16 protein-coding genes and 1 pseudogene are annotated in these 17789 nt (G+C 33.9%); 1 reads left to right on the top strand and 16 read right to left on the bottom strand.

What is annotated here, in order from left to right; genetic code table 11:
* Positions 1 to 223: 223 nt before the first annotated feature.
* Both ACW2QF_RS03985 and ACW2QF_RS03980 read right to left on the bottom strand, forming a co-directional pair.
* Positions 224 to 2011, bottom strand: coding sequence for an ABC transporter ATP-binding protein (locus ACW2QF_RS03985; protein WP_455714702.1), 1788 nt, complete (start codon positions 2009 to 2011; stop codon positions 224 to 226).
* Positions 2011 to 3786, bottom strand: a complete 1776-nt coding sequence (locus tag ACW2QF_RS03980) for an ABC transporter ATP-binding protein (RefSeq protein WP_455714701.1) — start codon at positions 3784 to 3786, stop codon at positions 2011 to 2013. The genes ACW2QF_RS03985 and ACW2QF_RS03980 overlap by 1 nt, the downstream gene beginning before the upstream one ends.
* Positions 3787 to 4018: 232 nt before the next feature.
* On the opposite strand from ACW2QF_RS03980, the pseudogene ACW2QF_RS03975 reads away from it, so the two are divergent.
* A pseudogene (locus ACW2QF_RS03975) lies at positions 4019 to 4219 on the top strand (transposase); the annotation flags it as partial.
* Between the two features lie 17 nt (positions 4220 to 4236).
* On the opposite strand, the gene ACW2QF_RS03970 reads toward ACW2QF_RS03975, so the two are convergent.
* From ACW2QF_RS03970 to ACW2QF_RS03905, 14 genes are all read right to left on the bottom strand, one after another.
* Complete coding sequence (locus tag ACW2QF_RS03970; protein WP_455714700.1) at positions 4237 to 4905, bottom strand: class I SAM-dependent methyltransferase; 669 nt, start codon at positions 4903 to 4905, stop codon at positions 4237 to 4239.
* A gap of 351 nt (positions 4906 to 5256) precedes the next feature.
* The gene (locus ACW2QF_RS03965) at positions 5257 to 5673 is read right to left on the bottom strand and encodes a hypothetical protein (protein ID WP_455714699.1); all 417 of its coding nucleotides are present in this window, start codon (positions 5671 to 5673) and stop codon (positions 5257 to 5259) included.
* A 160-nt stretch (positions 5674 to 5833) separates the two neighbouring features.
* Positions 5834 to 6532 carry an SDR family NAD(P)-dependent oxidoreductase gene (locus ACW2QF_RS03960; RefSeq protein WP_455714698.1) on the bottom strand — a complete coding sequence of 233 codons (699 nt, stop codon included), beginning with the start codon at positions 6530 to 6532 and terminating at the stop codon, positions 5834 to 5836.
* 11 nt (positions 6533 to 6543) lie between these two features.
* Positions 6544 to 7311: an ABC transporter ATP-binding protein gene (locus tag ACW2QF_RS03955; protein WP_455714697.1), complete on the bottom strand. Its 768-nt coding sequence runs from the start codon at positions 7309 to 7311 to the stop codon at positions 6544 to 6546.
* Between the two features lie 4 nt (positions 7312 to 7315).
* On the bottom strand, positions 7316 to 8095 hold the full coding sequence (locus ACW2QF_RS03950; protein WP_455714696.1) for an ABC transporter permease: 780 nt from the start codon (positions 8093 to 8095) through the stop codon (positions 7316 to 7318).
* A 23-nt stretch (positions 8096 to 8118) separates the two neighbouring features.
* The gene (locus tag ACW2QF_RS03945; protein ID WP_455714695.1) at positions 8119 to 9300 is read right to left on the bottom strand and encodes a radical SAM protein; all 1182 of its coding nucleotides are present in this window, start codon (positions 9298 to 9300) and stop codon (positions 8119 to 8121) included.
* Positions 9301 to 9321: 21 nt separating this feature from the next.
* Complete coding sequence (locus tag ACW2QF_RS03940) at positions 9322 to 10302, bottom strand: ABC transporter substrate-binding protein (protein ID WP_455714694.1); 981 nt, start codon at positions 10300 to 10302, stop codon at positions 9322 to 9324.
* 253 nt (positions 10303 to 10555) lie between these two features.
* A complete protein-coding gene (locus tag ACW2QF_RS03935) occupies positions 10556 to 10801 on the bottom strand; it encodes an RDAC family protein (protein WP_455714693.1) in 246 nt (81 codons plus the stop codon).
* Between the two features lie 74 nt (positions 10802 to 10875).
* Complete coding sequence (locus ACW2QF_RS03930; protein WP_455714692.1) at positions 10876 to 11616, bottom strand: response regulator transcription factor; 741 nt, start codon at positions 11614 to 11616, stop codon at positions 10876 to 10878.
* A complete protein-coding gene (locus ACW2QF_RS03925) occupies positions 11617 to 13434 on the bottom strand; it encodes a histidine kinase (RefSeq protein WP_455714691.1) in 1818 nt (605 codons plus the stop codon).
* Between the two features lie 34 nt (positions 13435 to 13468).
* Positions 13469 to 14323: a carbohydrate ABC transporter permease gene (locus ACW2QF_RS03920; protein ID WP_455714690.1), complete on the bottom strand. Its 855-nt coding sequence runs from the start codon at positions 14321 to 14323 to the stop codon at positions 13469 to 13471.
* Positions 14324 to 14325: 2 nt separating this feature from the next.
* Positions 14326 to 15213 carry a carbohydrate ABC transporter permease gene (locus tag ACW2QF_RS03915; protein ID WP_455714689.1) on the bottom strand — a complete coding sequence of 296 codons (888 nt, stop codon included), beginning with the start codon at positions 15211 to 15213 and terminating at the stop codon, positions 14326 to 14328.
* 75 nt (positions 15214 to 15288) lie between these two features.
* The gene (locus ACW2QF_RS03910; RefSeq protein WP_455714688.1) at positions 15289 to 16647 is read right to left on the bottom strand and encodes an ABC transporter substrate-binding protein; all 1359 of its coding nucleotides are present in this window, start codon (positions 16645 to 16647) and stop codon (positions 15289 to 15291) included.
* Positions 16648 to 16745: 98 nt separating this feature from the next.
* Complete coding sequence (locus ACW2QF_RS03905; protein WP_455714687.1) at positions 16746 to 17552, bottom strand: pseudouridine synthase; 807 nt, start codon at positions 17550 to 17552, stop codon at positions 16746 to 16748.
* Between the last annotated feature and the right edge of the window lie 237 nt (positions 17553 to 17789).

The following is a 17789-nucleotide window of genomic DNA, read 5'->3' as shown; positions in this document are numbered from 1 at the left end:
TAAAGGTTTTCTATTAGGATATGACGTATCTGGATTTAATTATTTATTTAATCTCTTATTAATTGTTAGTATTTTTCTTTATTTCTTTCAAGAGTTGAAAGTTATATGTAGAAAATTTAAAGAGTGGGATAGTGATAAATCAGATGATTAGTTTATACAAGAAAAGCTAGAAGATGAATTTTGTTTTCACTTCTAGCTTTTTATATGTCTTAATATTCTTGTTTTACACCGTCTGCTTAAACTGACTATTATACAACTTCGCATAGAAGCCATTTTTCTTTAGAAGTTCATCGTGATTACCTTGTTCTATGATATGCCCCTTATCCATAACAAGAATTCTATCAGCATGTTTTATCGTTGATAATCTATGAGCAATGATAAAACTAGTTCTGCCCTCCATCAATTTCTTGAAAGCTTTCTGTATCTGAATTTCCGTACGTGTATCGATATTACTTGTTGCTTCATCAAGGATTAACATTGGTGGTTTGGTTAACATGATACGAGCGATACATAATAACTGTTTTTGTCCCCCTGAGATATTATCTCCTTCTTCTGAAATAATCGTCTCATAGCCATTTGGTAAACGTTTAATAAAACTATGTGCATGAGCGCCCTTAGCAGCTTCTATTATTTCTTCCATGGTTGCGTTCTCTTTGCCATAAGCGATATTCTCACGAACTGTTCCATGGAATAGCCAAGTTTCTTGTAATACCATACCATAATTACGACGAAGTTCTTCTCTAGACATGTTTCGTATATCACGATCATCTACTTTAATACTCCCTCCGTCTACATCATAGAAACGCATTAACAGATTAATAATTGTTGTCTTACCACAACCAGTTGGCCCTACAATTGCAATTCTTTGACCTGGTTTTACAGCTAAATTCCAATCTTCTATCAAAGACACTTCTTTATTATAGCTAAATGATACATTCTCAAGGTCAACTTTACCTACTGTAGTTTTCTTTGTATCTATCTCTATTGTAGATTCTTCTATATCCTTTTCAATTTCTTGATCTAGTAAAGCAAATACTCTTCTGGCAGATGCAAATGCTGACTGTAACTCTGCAATAACCCCTGATATTTCATTAAATGGTTTCGTATATTGGTTGGCATAGGATAAGAAAGAAGTTAACTGCCCCACAGAGAAAGCTCCACCAATTACAGATAAGGCACCACACATAGCGACAACTGCGTATACGAAACCATTTACAAAACGAGTACAAGGATTTGTTAGCGAAGAATAAAACTGTGCCATAACCCCACAATCGTACAATCTTTGATTGATTTCTTCGAATTTTTCTTGTGCTCGATCTTCATAACAATATGCTGAGACAACCTTCTGATTTCCAATTACTTCTTCAATATATCCACCAATTTCTCCACGTATGGTTGACTGTTCCTTGAACTTATTATATGTGCGCTTTGAGATAAAGGTCGCAACTACCATAGATAATGGTGTCATAATAATTACAATGAGCGCAATCTTAACGTTAATGAATAACATGATAACCAAGGTACCAACAATTGTTATTACTCCCGTAAATAGTTGTGCAAACCCTTGCAAGAGACCGTCAGAAATCTGATCAATATCATTAATCATGGTATTCATAATATTACCATGTGATGTTCCATCTATATAACGAAGTGGTACTCTTATTAACTTATCAAAGGCTGCCATTCTAAGATCACGTACAGATAAAAAAGTAATCTTATTGGTGCAATACGTCATAATCCATTGAAATACAGCACTAATTGCAATAGCTAATGCCATTCCTAACAGAATGGAGCCCATCCTTTTAAAATCTACATTTCCTTTTCCTATTATTACATCAACTGCACGACCAATTAATACAGGAACTAATAAACTTACAACTACACTAATGAATGCACTAATAAATGCAAGGATAAGATATATTCTATAAGGCTTGGCAAATTGTAAGATTCGCTTTAAGACAGCAAATTGGCTTTCTGTCGAATCTATCGTATTGGAATGTTTTTTTTCCATTACCTACGCACCTCCTCTTCGCTTAACTGTGATAAACAGATCTCATGATATACTTCACAGTTATCAAATAATTCATCATGGGTACCGATTCCTTTTACCATTCCATCATCTAATACAATTATCTTATCCGCGTATTTGATTGCATTTGCTCTTTGTGATACGATGAATACAGTCATACCTTCTAGGTTATCTTGAATCGCCATCCGTAATTTTGCATCTGTTGCAAAGTCTAGCGCACTGGCACTATCATCGAGAATTAAAATCTCAGGGTAACCAACCAACGCTCTTGCGATGGTTAATCTCTGTTTTTGCCCACCTGATAAATTCTTACCACCTTGGGATATTATCGTATTATATCCTTCTGGTTTGCTCTCTACAAACTCTTCCGCTTGTGCTATCTTCACCGCTTTACGGATTTCTTCCATTGTAGCATCTTCTTTGGCAAATCTCATATTATCTAGAATCGTTCCACTAAATAATGCAGCCTTTTGTGGTACAATACCAAACTGTTTACGAAGTGCGTCAAAGCTATATTCTTTGATGTCTACTCCATCAATTAAGATAGAACCTTTTGTTGTATCATAGAATCGTGGCATTAAATTCACTAATGTTGTCTTTCCAGAACCAGTACCCCCTATGATACCGACGGTCTCGCCTCTTTGAATATCAATCGTTAGATGTTCAAGGGAATATTCCTCATTGCCATGATAAGAGAAAGACACATCCTTAAATTGAATCTTAGGAATAACTATCTTCCTATTCGTTGATTCTTGTGCCTTTACATTACCATTGTTTCTATTTAAATCACCAGAATAGTTTCCTTCAATTATAGAAGGCTCTGTCTCAAAGATTTCATTAATTCTTGCTGCACTTGCGCTACCTTTTGTGAATATAACAACTAAATTCGCAACCACCACTAATGCCAAGGAAATCTGTGTCATATAGTTAACGAATGCAATAATCTCTCCCTGTGTTAAAGAACCCTTATCTACACGGAAACCTCCAAACCAGATAATTGCTATAATGGCAACATTTAGTATGGTGAAAGTCGCTGGATTTAGAATTGCTGATAATTTACCCACTCGAATTGCAAGATCTGCTACTTCATCACTTGATTCATGAAAACGCTCTTTTTCATGGGATTGTTTAGAGAAAGCACGAATGACTCTAGCTCCTGATAAATTCTCTCTAGTGATTAAGGAAACTTTATCAAGTTTTGTCTGGCGTACTTTATAGAATGGAACCGAACGACTCATTACAAAATACAATACCGCAGCTACTAGTGGAGCTACTATAAGAAAGATAAGTCCTAGTTTTAAATCAATCATCAATGCCATGACGGCTGCACCAATTACTAAAAAAGGCGCACGTATCACAAGGCGAATCAACATTGCTACCACTAATTGCATCTGGTTCACATCGTTTGTAATTCTTGTAATCAATGAGTTCGTACCTAACTCATCTATCTCTTTATACGATAAACTATTGATATGGCGAAATAAATCATTTCTTAATTTTGTACCGACACCTTGTGAAGCAATTGCTGCACTATATTGGCATATCAACGCAAAGCAAAGGCCTAAAACTCCAAGTAAAATCATGACTCCGCCCATCTTAAGAACATATTCTTTATCCGCACCAGCGATCCCTTTATCAATGATACTTGCCATAACAAGCGGAACAATTAGTTCAAAGATGGCTTCTAGTAACTTAAAGAATGGTCCGATCGTAACTTGTTTTTTAAAACTCTTTAAGTAACGTACTAACTTTTTCATGTACCAGTCCTCCTATGTACGATATAGAATTCGAATATCAAAATGTCTTTGTATTTTTCCTATTCTTTATTATAATAACATAGAAGAAAGTATATGAAAAATATTTATTTCATATACTTTCCTATTGCTAAAGAAATACGTCATGCAAAAAATAACCAGAACATTTGGGAATATGTATATTTTTATGATGATTCATCTTTATCATATGTTTTAGATAAAATAGATTTACAATTATGCGATTGTGAACTGTAGTTCTAGTAAGCATCAAGGAGAGGGCCATATCAGTTACAGAGGGAGAAAACGGTTGAGATATATACTGTATGAAGCAGCAATTTTAGTGATAAGAAAGAATGCAGAATTCAAAGAGATACATAACTACTATAGAACCAGAGAAATAAATCCGCTAAAGAAGAGGCAATCAGTGATATGCATTGAAATAGAATTTTCTTATTAACACTTTGATAATAAGAAAATTCTATTTACTTGTTCTAGCTCTGGTATGTAAAATTCATATTTATCTAAAATAGTAAATAGAATACATAACTCTTTTTCCCAATCTGTTGTCTTTCTATTCCATAGAATAAACCCATCATCATAAACATCTTGTTCCAATTCTTTATAAGTCATTTTCTGTAATTGTTCATTTGTAAGATATGGGTTTAGTTTAATCATTAATTTTCCATTAGTTTTTAATATGCGTTTACATTCTTTAAGAATAGCTCTTCCATCAACTGGATACATATTATCTATTACATTTGATAATATAATAGCATCCATACAGTTATCTTCAAATTTCTGTAGTTGTTCTAAACTCCCAACATAAAACCGATATTCACCTGTATCCATTAAATCTGAGCGAAGTTTTGCACATTTAATTCCTTCAACTGCAAAATCAATTCCAAAATGATTTTTTGTACCTCTCTTAGCACAAAAAAATAACAAACTTCCTATTCCGCAACCAAAATCCAAAATACAGTCTGTTCCATCACATAACCAATCAAGTGCTTTATCCAATTGTTCCCACCCTGTAGAAACACTGTTAGGAACTGATAACTGTTTTTGTCTTTCTCTATATATATTATTTTCTGCTTCTATTGCCTTTTCATATTGATTATTCAATGCTTCCTCCAAAATAAATAATTTATATAAATTATTTATAACATAAATTAGATATAACCGCAATCAGAATTACAATATTTTACACGGAATATTTTTATAAATTCTCTTAATTAATTTTTTAAACTAAAATGACTGTACATACTATCAGATCTTTTAATACTACACAACAATTCCCCCCACAAGAAATTGCTACTTTTTCAAAATACTTTACGACGAGGTAATACTAAAACTAGTTTGCTAACATAAAACTAAGGCATAGATAAATTTGAATTTTTTACATATTTGTTTTTTGATAGATTGAAATTTAGTCATGGATACACTAACTATTCAAAGTAACTGGAATTTACTTTTTTATTTGGCTCTATATTTTCTAGCAAATGTAGCAACACCTTTCACTTCCTCTGTGTTCGGATGACTATGATTCTTAAAGAAGAAGGCACGGCCAAGGCAGGTATATACATCTTTCTCTACAGTAATCCCTTGGCTTTCTAACTTCTCAATAAGCGATTGATACTGGTTTGTACCGAAACCACTAGCTGAGAACAAAACTACTTTCTTTATCTTATCTGCCTTAAATTTCTCTACAGACGTAAGAACATCAGGTGCTACACCTCCACCGTAAATACTAGCACCAAAGAACAATACATCCACATCTTGATTTGTATCAAATGTGGTTAGTTCTTGTGGTGTTACTCCAATGGCTTCCCCAATTGCTTTTGCTAATTTCTTATTACTTCTCTTGCTCTTGTAAACAACCGCATACTTCATAAATACTCCTCCTAGCATTTGCATTATTAGTTATACTTTTTTCCTATTTTACTACTGTTAGGATTTTTGTCAATAAATTCTATGTAATTGGGACAATCAATAATGATGCTGGCTTCGAAAGGATTACTTAAAGTTAATAATGAATAAGCAAGAATATTTACTACCGAATTGACTGTGCACCATTATTAATATTTATAATCTCACCATTCAAGTATTCTGGCGAATCAATCCCTAGCCAAACGATGGTTTTAGCGACCTCTTCTGGTGTTGCAAATCGTTCTAGATAGGAACGCTTCTTAATCTCTTCAAACCTCTTGTTATATGGTGAATTCTTAATCATCTCTGTATCCACTGGTCCTGGTGCTATCCCATTTATTACAACGCCTTTTGGTCCTAGTAGATTAGCAAAACTTCTTGTCATATTAACAACACCTGCCTTGGTTATCCCATACCAAATATCCGGATTTCCAACTTGTGCAGCTTGAGAAGCCACATTGACAATACGCCCTTCTCCTTTTACAATAAAACTCTTTGCATATTCTTTGATCAATTGAAATGGTGCTTCTAAATTGACTCTAACAATGTATTCTATCTGTTCTCTCGGATAATTTGCATAATCAATACCATTAGCTATACCAGCATTATTTACAAGAATATCAATCTCTCCGATTTGCGCAACAAGCGTAGGTATATTTTCTACCTCTGATAAATCAAATTCTACTTTTCTTACTTTGTTATTATCAAATGTGCTGAAATCTCTAGCAACGACAATTACCTCATATCCTCTTTCTAAAAATTCCTTTGTAGTTTCTAACCCAATCCCTTTATTCCCACCTGTTATCAATACTCTCTTAGACATACTTATCCCTCCTAGATATTATATTCAACTGATGTTTCATCATGGCTAAAGAAATGATCATACACCTTCTTTCTGATATATGCAAAATCCGAACTTGTTCGTACTCTTGGCCTTGGTAATTTAACAGGTATAATATCTTTAACCTCACCAGGTTTGTTTGACATAATTACTACTTTATCACCTAGAAATATAGCCTCATCAATATCATGAGTTACTAAAATCATCGTGGTCTTCTCCTTCTCCCATATTTGTAAGATTTCTTGTTGCATATTAATCCTAGTAAATGCATCTAATGCACCAAAAGGTTCATCTAATAATAATACTTTTGGCTGGTTTATTAATGTTCTGGCAATACTGACTCTTTGTTGCATTCCACCTGACAATTGACTAGGAAGTGCTTTTTCAAATCCCTGCAATCCTACTAAATTAATATGCTCCGAAATTAATCTTCTTCTCTCCTGTGCCGGTATATTTTTCACAATTCCAAAAGCAATATTCTTCTCAACATTACTCCATGGGATTAACCTTGATTCTTGAAATACCATTCCTACATTACTAGAAGGTCTTTCTACTTTTTGTCCATCTATATAGATCTCACCTTCTGTTGTAGAATCCAGACCTTCAATTAGCTTGAGTAATGTGCTTTTTCCACACCCACTACCTCCAACTATACTAATGAATTCACCATCATTAATTGTAAGACTTACATCATTTAATACTTCTAAATCTCCTTCTTGCAGTTGAAATACCTTTTTAACAGATTTTATCTCTACACTCATACTCTTACTCCTTTAGTCCAAAACTCCAATATAAGAGTTTTTCTTGCAAACGTAAAACCAAAGTATCAATCAGTAACCCTATTAAACCAATTGATGCAATTCCAACTAATAACACATCTGGTTGTGATAATTCTCTTGCATATGATATCAAGAAACCGACTCCTTTCGATGCTGCAATCATCTCTGCTGTAACCACGCAAGTCCAAGCTGCACTTATTCCTAAACGAACTCCAGTGAATATTGCTGGCAAGGAAGAAGGTAATACGATATGCCACAAGATCTGCATTTTATTCTTTTCAAATGTCTTTGCCACTTCTAATAATTTTGTATCTGCACTTTTAATTCCATGTATTGTATTTAGTAATACTGGCCAAAAACTTCCTATCGCTATTACTGCGATTTTGGAACCTTCTGCAATTCCTAACCATAGAATCAAGATTGGTACACAAGCGATGGGAGGAATTGGCCTCAGTATTCCTACCAAGGCACTCATAATATCTTCAGCTGTTCTAAAAAGTCCTATTATAATTCCCAAGATAACTCCTAACCCCCCTCCTAGTAAAAAACCTTCTAGAACTCTTACTACACTAATAATCAGATGTTTCTTTAGGCTACCATCCTCAATCATCTTGCCAAATGTCTTAATAATCTCAGAAGGTATCGGTAAGATGGATTGATTAATTGCTCCTCTCTTACCAAGCCATTGCCATATACAAATCAATAGTACCGGGAGAATTGCTGCAATTAATTTCTTTTTAATCCTTTTCCTTTTTCTCGTTCCCATGAATTCTCCACCTCCATCTAGAGTTAAAGCACAATTCCTTCCTCTAACCGGAATAAATCATGTATTACAGAATCTTTCTCCGCAGTTGCATCTGCCAACAAATCCCATGTCAATCCATATTTACGATAAATATCAACCGTTCTTTTTGCTAAATCAAGATGCCATTCAGCCTTTGGTGTCCTATGTCCCTCTAATGCAGAACCAACATTTACATTCCATTGATTTGGGATTGCAACAATCCCTTTTTCCACTAACTGCTCGATACCTTCTAATAACGAACCTTTTGGTTCAATACCTGCAACAAATGTAGAACGGACATAAAATGCTCCAAATATATTCCTTGCATAATCGATAGCTCTAAGCCAGTTGTCCCTTCCACCACAGTATTCTTCTTTACCTGGACAAATCGTTTTGAACATGTTTTTATCCCATATTTCAAGATTCGTTGCCACCGTTCTATAACCGACTTCTTTATATTTATCAAATACAGAAAAATCTACCGGAGCACCAATCGTAGCTGTACCGTTAAAATCACTTAAAGACGTTGATTCCTTGATTGCTTCTGCAACATCAATGTAATATTCTACCTCTCTACGTTCTGGTATGAATCCTCCACTGATTGTCACTTTATTGTTACCTTCCTTATATGCAGCTGCAACTGTTTCGCCAATCTGTTTTGCTGTCTTCCACTTAATATGTTGACATTCACCATATAGATTTTTAGTCTCGTTAATATTACAAAACAAGCAATCTTTACCTTTCTCTTTTAATGAACATTCATTGCTGTATGCAACAAATATGCTATTATGGCCATAACTTTGCGCCACAGTAGCCATAGGTGTCCCATCCGATGTAGTTAGTTTATAATAGTCAGGCCTTCTATCAAAGATAACATTATCAACTATTAGCTTATTTCTTTCGTATAGTTGATACTCTCCGCCTTCATACTGTAACGTAAATGGACTATCTTGTTCCCATTGAAACCGAACTCTAGAACCCAGTGGTAATATAATACAAGCCGGAAAATCAATTCCACTATGACCATGATGGTCAATAGCAAACATAGCATTTACCTGTTCTTTAATAGTTCCGCCTAAATCTAAATGACTAAAAATTACTGGGTCCACCTGGATACCTTCTACTAATAAACGATTTTTTAACTTAATTTCCTCATATAGATTTTCATAATTATTCAATACAGCCATTGTTATTGTCCTCCTTCTACTTTATTGAATTCCTGCTTTTTCAAGAAACGAAAGGTCTATCTTACTTTTTATATCTATCTTTTTCTTTAATAAATTAGCATCGTAAGACTGGTCAACGCCAATCACTAGCGCATCAATTTTCTCTTCTGTTAGCGCAAGGCTCCAATCGACAGTATCATCTAATGCTCTTAAGGATTCTTCTTCAGCACCTGTCTTCTCTTTCACAATCTGAATGGTTTCTTCCTTATTCTCATCTATCCAATCTTTTGCCTTCTGTAGTACCTTCAATAACCTTACAGTCAAATCTGGGTTATCAGTTACAAAGTCATTACTTGCTATAATAGGATTGACAAATAGCTTAATACCTTGGCTATCGGTAATCTTGGTAACTTCTCCTTTGCTTACAATCTGTGTTATCCATGGCTCTCCTGTTACTGCTGCTTCGATGTCACCACTGGTTAAGCTAGTGTTGATATCTGCTAAACTCAGATTAAGTAATTCAATATCATCTGTCGTTAATCCCTCTTGCTTTAGATATAGATCGAGTAAAGGTTGCATATTACTTCCAAAGGGAACAGCAACCTTTTTTCCTTTCAGATCCTTAATACTTGTGATATTAGCATCGTTTCTGGCTACTAAACCTCTAGCCTTATCAGATGCCTCATATGTACCAATAATTTTTAAATCCACTCCATTTGCTATTCCTTGATAAGTCGGCTGATCCCCCAAGAATCCAAAATCTAATTCTTCACTAGTGAAAGCTTCAATAATTGGTGGTCCTAATGTAAAGAAAATCAACTCAACTTCAATTCCATCTTTTTCAAACTCTTCTTCAAAAAAACCTTTTGCCTCCGCAACATATGGTTGAAAGTTATCCGTTTGTACTCCAATTCTAATTTTCTTAACAGACTCATCTTTTTTTGATTTTTCACAACCACCCAGTGTCAGTAGCATACAAACTAATGCTACCATTGTGACTAAGACACTCTTTTTCTTGTTCATATCCTTCCCTATCCTTTCTTAAATAAAAAAAGAGATTTAAAATGCTTATTAGCATTCTAAACCTCTAGTTGTCTAGTCAGATTCTTATATAATTCAAAATATCATACTAACTCCCGGGGTATAGTATGAATATTATTACTATATATTACCAACTATAATTTAATATGTCAATATTTAAATAAAAGATTCGGGAGTCAAAAGCTCTTAATAGTTAATCACGAATTAGTAAATCAAACTCCCGAATCTTATAAAATCAATTAATAATCCAAAACGACATCTTATCTTGGCTATATTTAATTTCATATCGATTTTCTTTAAAAAATTGATCTATTTCCGAATATAAATCTCCATATTTACCCTCGCAAGCACAATTTCCCAAGGGTTCAATCCACATAGTCTGGCGTCCACAAGCATCTTGCAAATGTATCTTAAAATGTAATTCCTTCTCCTCAAGTCTATGATTTAAGTCTATAATCTCATTAAAAGCTATTATTTTCATATCTCTCACCTCGGCTATCGTCTTTTAATATAATTATTTTAATATAACACGAAATATAACAATCAGCAACTACTCTAGCCTTTAAACGCTCCTTTTTTATACTCGGAAGGAGACATCCCTTTGATTTTTTTAAATACTTTCGAGAAATATTTTTCATCGTTAAACCCTATCTTGTATGCAATTTCATAGGTTTTAAAATAATTCTGCTTTAAATACGTACAAGCATGATTTACTCTAACTTCATTCAAATAATCCGCAAAGCCACACTTAAGTTCTTGATTAAATAACGTAGAAAGATACCCTGCAGATATCGACACCTTATCTGCAACTTGTTGGAGTGTTAAATTGTTATAGTAATTTTCTTCAATATATTCTTTGGCTTGATTTACTAGGGGATTAAGTCCTGTTTCCTTACTATCCTGTATGTTTTTAGTTTGATAAGATAACTCATCTGCATACTCGGTAACCATCTTTAGTATATCTGATGATCTCACAGGTTTTAGCACATAATCCCTCGCTCCTAAACGTAATGCCTGTTGAGCATATTTGAATTCATCATATCCACTTAGAATAATGATAATTGGAGACAGTCCTGCCAGTTTTATTTCTTTCATTACCTCCAATCCTGTTTTTATCGGCATTTGAACATCCAAAAGAACAATATCAGGTTGATATTTTAAAATTTGTTCAATTGCTTCTTGTCCGTTTTCTGCCAACAGGATTTTATTAAAACAATCTGTATGTAGTTTGACATATTTGCTTATTCCATTTCTAATCACATCTTCATCATCTGCAATTAATAACTTAATATCCATTTAGTCAACCTCTTTACATTCATATGGTATAATAATGCTAACAGTGGTTCCTTTTCCAACTTCACTTTGAATTTCCAAGCTAAAATTTTCACGATATTTTAGTTCAAGCCGTTCCCTAACATTCTTAATGGCATAATGTCCTATTCTTTGGCTTGCATATCTTTTCGAATCCTCTACCTTCCAGATTTCATTAAGTTGATTTTCCGACACCCCTTTACCAGTATCGCTTATCCGAAATTCTATATATACCTCATCTTCCTCTATCATAGATCCTTCCACAGTTAACATGCATTTCGTTCCACTATTTTCAAATCCATGTACAATAGCATTTTCTATGAAGGGTTGTAAAATCAATTTCGGAATGAATGCATTTTCTATTTTAGGATCTATACATATCTGATAATCAAGTTTTCTAGAAAATCGCATTTTCTGAATATGCAGATATGTTTCAATTAAATTTTCTTCTTCTTTCACTGTTATAATTCCTTTTCCCTGCCCTAGAACTAGACGAAAAAGATTTGATAAAGCTAATATATCTTCTCCTATCTCTTCATTACCACAATCGATTGCTCTCCAATAAAGTGCATCTAACGTATTATAGAGAAAATGTGGATTAATCTGTGCTTGTAGCGCATTCAATTCACTTTCTTTTTCATGCAAAGCCATAACATAATTCGTATCTATCAGTGTCTTGATATCTTCTACCATTACATTAAAACACTCTGCCACCACTCCAACTTCATCTTGGGTATTCACTGGTATCTTTTGCGTAAAATCACCCTTTTTGAATTTTCCCATGGCTACTGTTAATCGATTCAAGGGTTTCGTTATAAAGTTTGATATGAAAAGAAAAATTGGACATAGACCGATTAATAAAACAGTAAGCAATATTAAGGGCGTACTAACTGATTGTTTTAACAAGTCACTAAAGCTAAGCCTTGGCACTATTTTGCAGAAAATAAAACTATTCTTTTCTTTCTGAGCCCAAAAAACTGTATAATTAGGTAATTCAACAATGCCTTTCAATTTTTTTGTCATCCAACTCAAATCCTGTGTCAATAAGGTTGTAACTTCTGTATACTGATTCCCATATTCAAGTAACTCTTCTCCGGTAGTATTTAATATGAGGACTCCTTCCGCCGTATTTTGTACTGCATTTTCACACAATTCATAGAATTTATCGGCAGAAGCTCCTATGACCAAAAAACCTAATTTATTTTTCTTAGACAAATCCAATATTTCTCGATATAGAACAATCTTATTCGAACGATTCGTTTGATAGAATTCTCTTGTATCTTTCTTTGCGTACATCCATAATACAGTTCCTTTCGCCTCAACTGCTCTTTGATACATCTCTGAATTACGTATATTTTCTATATCACTTACATAGGAGCTAGAGTCTAAACACCTTAGATAAGGATTTACTCCATTCTCTGGATATATTGCGATTGTCTTTATGTACCCCTTTAATGCAATCATATCTAAAACCATATTCATTGGTGCTTCATCTAACCATAATTGAGAATTCTTGTTTAATTCCTCTGAATTCGTACTTCTTAGCAACTTAATGATATCTTCGTTCACACACAGATAGGTGCATATATTCTGCATATCGTTACGTAGAACTTCTATACTATCCTCTAAACTCTGCACTGTCTGTTCCTGTGCTATATATCTAGCTTTTTGTGTTTCTTCATAATTTCTAACCACCAACCATATGCTAATTATTAGCAATATAGGTGTGATTACCAAATAACTATAAAATACTAACTTTTTTCGTATATTCATATGGTTAAACATTGATTTAACATAATTCATATTGGGTACCTCGCAACAATCCTATTTGTTTAGATTAACCTTTGACAGCTCCCATAGCTACGCCTTTTGTGATATGTTTATTCAATATGATATACACGATAACTGCTGGTGCTGCTGTTAATGCCATAACCGCGAACTGAACTGCATAATTAGATGAATATTGCCCTGTGAATTCCAGTATAGAAAAAGGAAGTGTTTTCCACATTGGAGAACTAAGATATGTACTTGCCATTATAAATTCATTCCAGTTATTTAAGAATGTCATAATACAAACAGTTGCAATAGAAGGCTTTAATAATGGTGTTACAATTTGAAAAACAATTCGGTATATACCACATCCGTCCATAACTGCTGCTTCCTCTAATTCAACTGGCACGCTTTCTAAAAATCCCGACATCAAAAACATAGCTTGCGGTAATGAAAAGGCAACATAAGGAATCAATAAAGCCCATATCGTATCTGTTAATCCCAATATACTATAGATCTTGTAATTAGGCAATAACGTTGTATGAATTGGAATCATCATTCCAAGAAGCAATAACGTCATAACCAATTTGCTAAACTTCCATTTCATTCTCTTACAGGCAAACGCAGCCATTATTGAGATAAACACTACTAAGAATACAGCCAATCCATTAATTAAAAAACTATTCTTTAAATAGTGTAAAAAATGTCCATCTATAAATGCTTTCACATAGTTTCCCCATTGAATCTTTTTTGGTATTACAAGTAAGCCTGTTGTAAACATTTCATTACTACTTGCTAACGAAAAGTTAATTAACCACACAAGTGGAAAGATCTGAATAATTGCAACAAAAATTAATATAACCCATAACGCAACTCTACCAATATGTACATGATCGTTTTTATTTCCATTCTTTTTACTCAACTCTACACCTCCTTTACAACTTCTTTTTTATCCGCAAATAATTTATTCAAGCATACAGTAACAATCAGGCAGATCATTATAAATACAACTCCAATTGCATTACCATATCCATATTGGAATGCCTTAAACGCCTGCTGGTATAAATAATTCGCAGCAAATTGCGTACTATTGCCGGGTCCACCATTGGTCAGAAGATAAACGGTTTCCATCTGTTTTAGAGCAGATATAATTGCCATTGTAATGTTAATCTGAATGACTGGTTTCATAAGTGGTAAGGTTATTCGTAGAAAAGTAGTTCTTCCATTTGCTCCGTCTATAGAAGCTGCTTCATATAGTACAGGGTCAATATTCTTAATACCTGTATAATAAATCAACATTCCCCAGCCAAAACCATGCCATATCAATACAATCAATACTGACCATATCGCTAGATCCATGCTAAACCAATTAATTTTGCCTGTATAACCAAACATTTTAAGAAGATTATTCAATAATCCGAAATCCGGATTATATATGAATTTCCATAGATACGCGATTACTGCTACTGAAATAACATTAGGAATAAAATAAATGCAGCGTAAAATTCCTTCTGCCTTTCCCTGCAATTTATCTAAAACAGAAGCTACGACAATTGCAATCGGATGTTGAATTGCAATAAAACCAATTGCAAGAAATAGTGAATTCAATAACGATTTATGAAAAACTCGATCTCCAAGCAACTCTTTATAGTTATCCAATCCAACAAATGTAGCTTTCCCCATACCTGAATAGTCGGTAAATCCATAATAAACGCTTAATGCTATAGGTGCGAGAATAGCAAATACGAATACAAGAATTCCCGGTATAACAAGACTAAAAATAACTAATTTATTACTATATAATCGTTTCATACTCTTTCCTTTCTAAAATAGCTACCTTTCCTTGTGAAAAAGTAGCTATTTTATACGACTCTATGTATTTACTCTCTATTTACATGCATTACCTAAACTTGTAAGGAAATCTTCTACACTTTCCCAACCATTAGATACACTTTGAATTTCACTCTCTATAGTAGTTTTAAAAGTGGAAGGACCACAGTCATTTACAGGTGTGCCTGACGTACTTGTTGCTTTATTAACGATGTCTAAAACCTGTAACTGTAACTCTGTTTCATTACCTGTCATATATGCCGATTGATCTTGTGCGGACATTCCAACACCATTTTCCCAGCCATATTTTGATAACTTATCTGGTTGATACATATAATTTAAGAATTTAATTGCTTCTTCTTTTACCTCAGAATCAGCTGAAACAGCATAACCTCCACCATTCCATGCCGCAATATCCGTATTCTTACCAACTCCACCTTCTACTGTTGGCATAGTAAATACTCGAATATTATTTCTTATCTCTTCCGGTATGTCTTCATTCAAAGCCATAGAAGCTTCCCAGCTTCCCATATAAAACATAGCTGCTTGACCATTTGTGAATAAATTCATTGCAGTACCATAATCCTGAGAATCATATCCAGTTTGAAATAAACCTGCTTTTGCTGAATCAGCTAGTAACTGCGTAGCCTTTGCAAATACTGGATCTGAAAAGTCTCCATTCGCTATAGCATCCGATATGATTGTACTGCAATCTCCATTAATCTTTACCATAAGATCAGTTAGGTAAATAGCCATTGGCCATCCATCTCCACCATCCATTGCTAATGGTGTAATTCCAGCTTCATTAATCTTATCTGCCAAAGCTAGTAGCTCTTCATATGTTTGTGGTACACTCCATCCATTATCTTTAAACATTTTCTCATTATAGTAGAACAACATAACGTCTGTGTTTCTAGGAAGACCATATAATTTTCCATCTTTCTTAAAACCGTCTAAAGAACCAGATACGAATCCATAATCCGCATAATCTGCTTCCGATAATTCCGCTAAAACTCCCGCATCAAGTACTTCATCTAAGAAGGATGGTTGTCCCCAAATACTTACGATATCAGGCATACCGTCCATTGTATAAGCTTTAAACTTCGTTTTATATGCTTCTTCATCTAACGCTTCCACTTCAATTTTAACATTTTGATTCTCTTTCATATATTCATCAATAATCGTCTGTTCTACAAGCCCCTGACCATTTTTCCTATCAGGCAAATTGGAGAATACCTTCAAAGTTACAGGTTCAGCACTGGTATCAACTGACGACTCATCTGAAGATGTATCTTGTTTCATATTATCTGTATTCGTTTCTGTCGCATTATTATCTTTCGAACCCGAGCCACACCCAATTACTCCAAATGCTACCATCATTGTTACAAGCAATAACGGTAATATCTTCTTTTTCATAATAATACCTCCATATTCAACTTTTAATATAAACAAGTATTACTCTCCGGAAAGTAATCCTCTTGTTATAGTTAAATAGTAGCATTCTATTATTACAATTAATAGATATCTATTTTCATAAAAGGTGTAATATTTTCGATTTCTTCCTTTGTTAACTCTCTATACTCTCCTGGCTTCAACTTCATATCTAGTTCCAGTTCACCTATTTGAAATCGCTTTAGGTATATAACATAACAGCCAACAGCTTTCAACATTCGTTTCACTTGATGCTTTTTCCCTTCTGTTATGGTAATGTATCCCGAGGTCACCATTTGAATATATTTATTGTCCTTCATATTTGACGAATCATAAGTATAAGGAGGAATTTGATCTTCTAACGCTTCATATTTACCAGTTTGTACAATCTCTATCTTGGCTGGGGAAGTTATAGCATCATCCTCTCCGATGGATATACCCTTCTCTAATTGAGCTATCTTGTCCTCTGTAATAGATCCCAACACCCAAAAGAAATAACGTTTGGAAACATGATGTGTCGGATGCATCAAACGATTGTCAAACTCACCATCATTGGTTAACAAAAGTAGTCCTTCCGTATCTTTATCTAATCTACCAACTGGAAATAATCCTTTCCTATCCTCTATTGAAAAGTAATCCATAACGGTTTTATGCTTCTCATCTGACTTAGCAGTTATACAGCCAGCAGGCTTATGAAACATAATGTACCGTCTTCCTGGATACACGATAACCTCATCCATACATGTAATTAAATCAACATTCTCTTTGATTTCAATGGCTGGATCATTTTCTACTTCACCATTGACAGTAACAACACCATCTATAATTAACTTTCTAACTTCTTTTCTTGTTCCTACATAAGATTCTGCTAAATATTTGTCTAATCTCATATTTATCAACTAACCTTTCAATAATCTCTCTTATTATTATACTAAAGAGATATCATAACAAAATTACTATGTATGTCAAGTTTAAATAAACTTCACAATGCTCTATTCTTTCTTCTTCCCATACGATTGTTTCCTTCCTTTTCTAATTGCAAAAGCCAATACATAGTTCTTTTAAGAACCTTGTATTGGCTTATTAGTCCTATCATATGATTAATTAGTTTATTTTAATAATATTTC

The sequence above is a fragment of the Anaerosporobacter sp. genome, assembly GCF_965301125.1.
Note: the sequence above shows the minus strand (reverse complement) of the source record. Positions and strands in the feature narration are given on the sequence as shown.

Coding starts and splice junctions, on each gene's coding strand:
- ACW2QF_RS03985 (WP_455714702.1), bottom strand. CDS start 2,011: ATGGAAAAAAAACATTCCAATACGATAGATTCGACAGAAAGCCAATTT.
- ACW2QF_RS03980 (WP_455714701.1), bottom strand. CDS start 3,786: ATGAAAAAGTTAGTACGTTACTTAAAGAGTTTTAAAAAACAAGTTACG.
- ACW2QF_RS03965 (WP_455714699.1), bottom strand. CDS start 5,673: ATGAAGTATGCGGTTGTTTACAAGAGCAAGAGAAGTAATAAGAAATTA.
- ACW2QF_RS03960 (WP_455714698.1), bottom strand. CDS start 6,532: ATGTCTAAGAGAGTATTGATAACAGGTGGGAATAAAGGGATTGGGTTA.
- ACW2QF_RS03955 (WP_455714697.1), bottom strand. CDS start 7,311: ATGAGTGTAGAGATAAAATCTGTTAAAAAGGTATTTCAACTGCAAGAA.
- ACW2QF_RS03950 (WP_455714696.1), bottom strand. CDS start 8,095: ATGGGAACGAGAAAAAGGAAAAGGATTAAAAAGAAATTAATTGCAGCA.
- ACW2QF_RS03945 (WP_455714695.1), bottom strand. CDS start 9,300: ATGGCTGTATTGAATAATTATGAAAATCTATATGAGGAAATTAAGTTA.
- ACW2QF_RS03940 (WP_455714694.1), bottom strand. CDS start 10,302: ATGAACAAGAAAAAGAGTGTCTTAGTCACAATGGTAGCATTAGTTTGT.
- ACW2QF_RS03935 (WP_455714693.1), bottom strand. CDS start 10,801: ATGAAAATAATAGCTTTTAATGAGATTATAGACTTAAATCATAGACTT.
- ACW2QF_RS03930 (WP_455714692.1), bottom strand. CDS start 11,616: ATGGATATTAAGTTATTAATTGCAGATGATGAAGATGTGATTAGAAAT.
- ACW2QF_RS03925 (WP_455714691.1), bottom strand. CDS start 13,434: ATGAATTATGTTAAATCAATGTTTAACCATATGAATATACGAAAAAAG.
- ACW2QF_RS03915 (WP_455714689.1), bottom strand. CDS start 15,213: ATGAAACGATTATATAGTAATAAATTAGTTATTTTTAGTCTTGTTATA.
- ACW2QF_RS03910 (WP_455714688.1), bottom strand. CDS start 16,647: ATGAAAAAGAAGATATTACCGTTATTGCTTGTAACAATGATGGTAGCA.
- ACW2QF_RS03905 (WP_455714687.1), bottom strand. CDS start 17,552: ATGAGATTAGACAAATATTTAGCAGAATCTTATGTAGGAACAAGAAAA.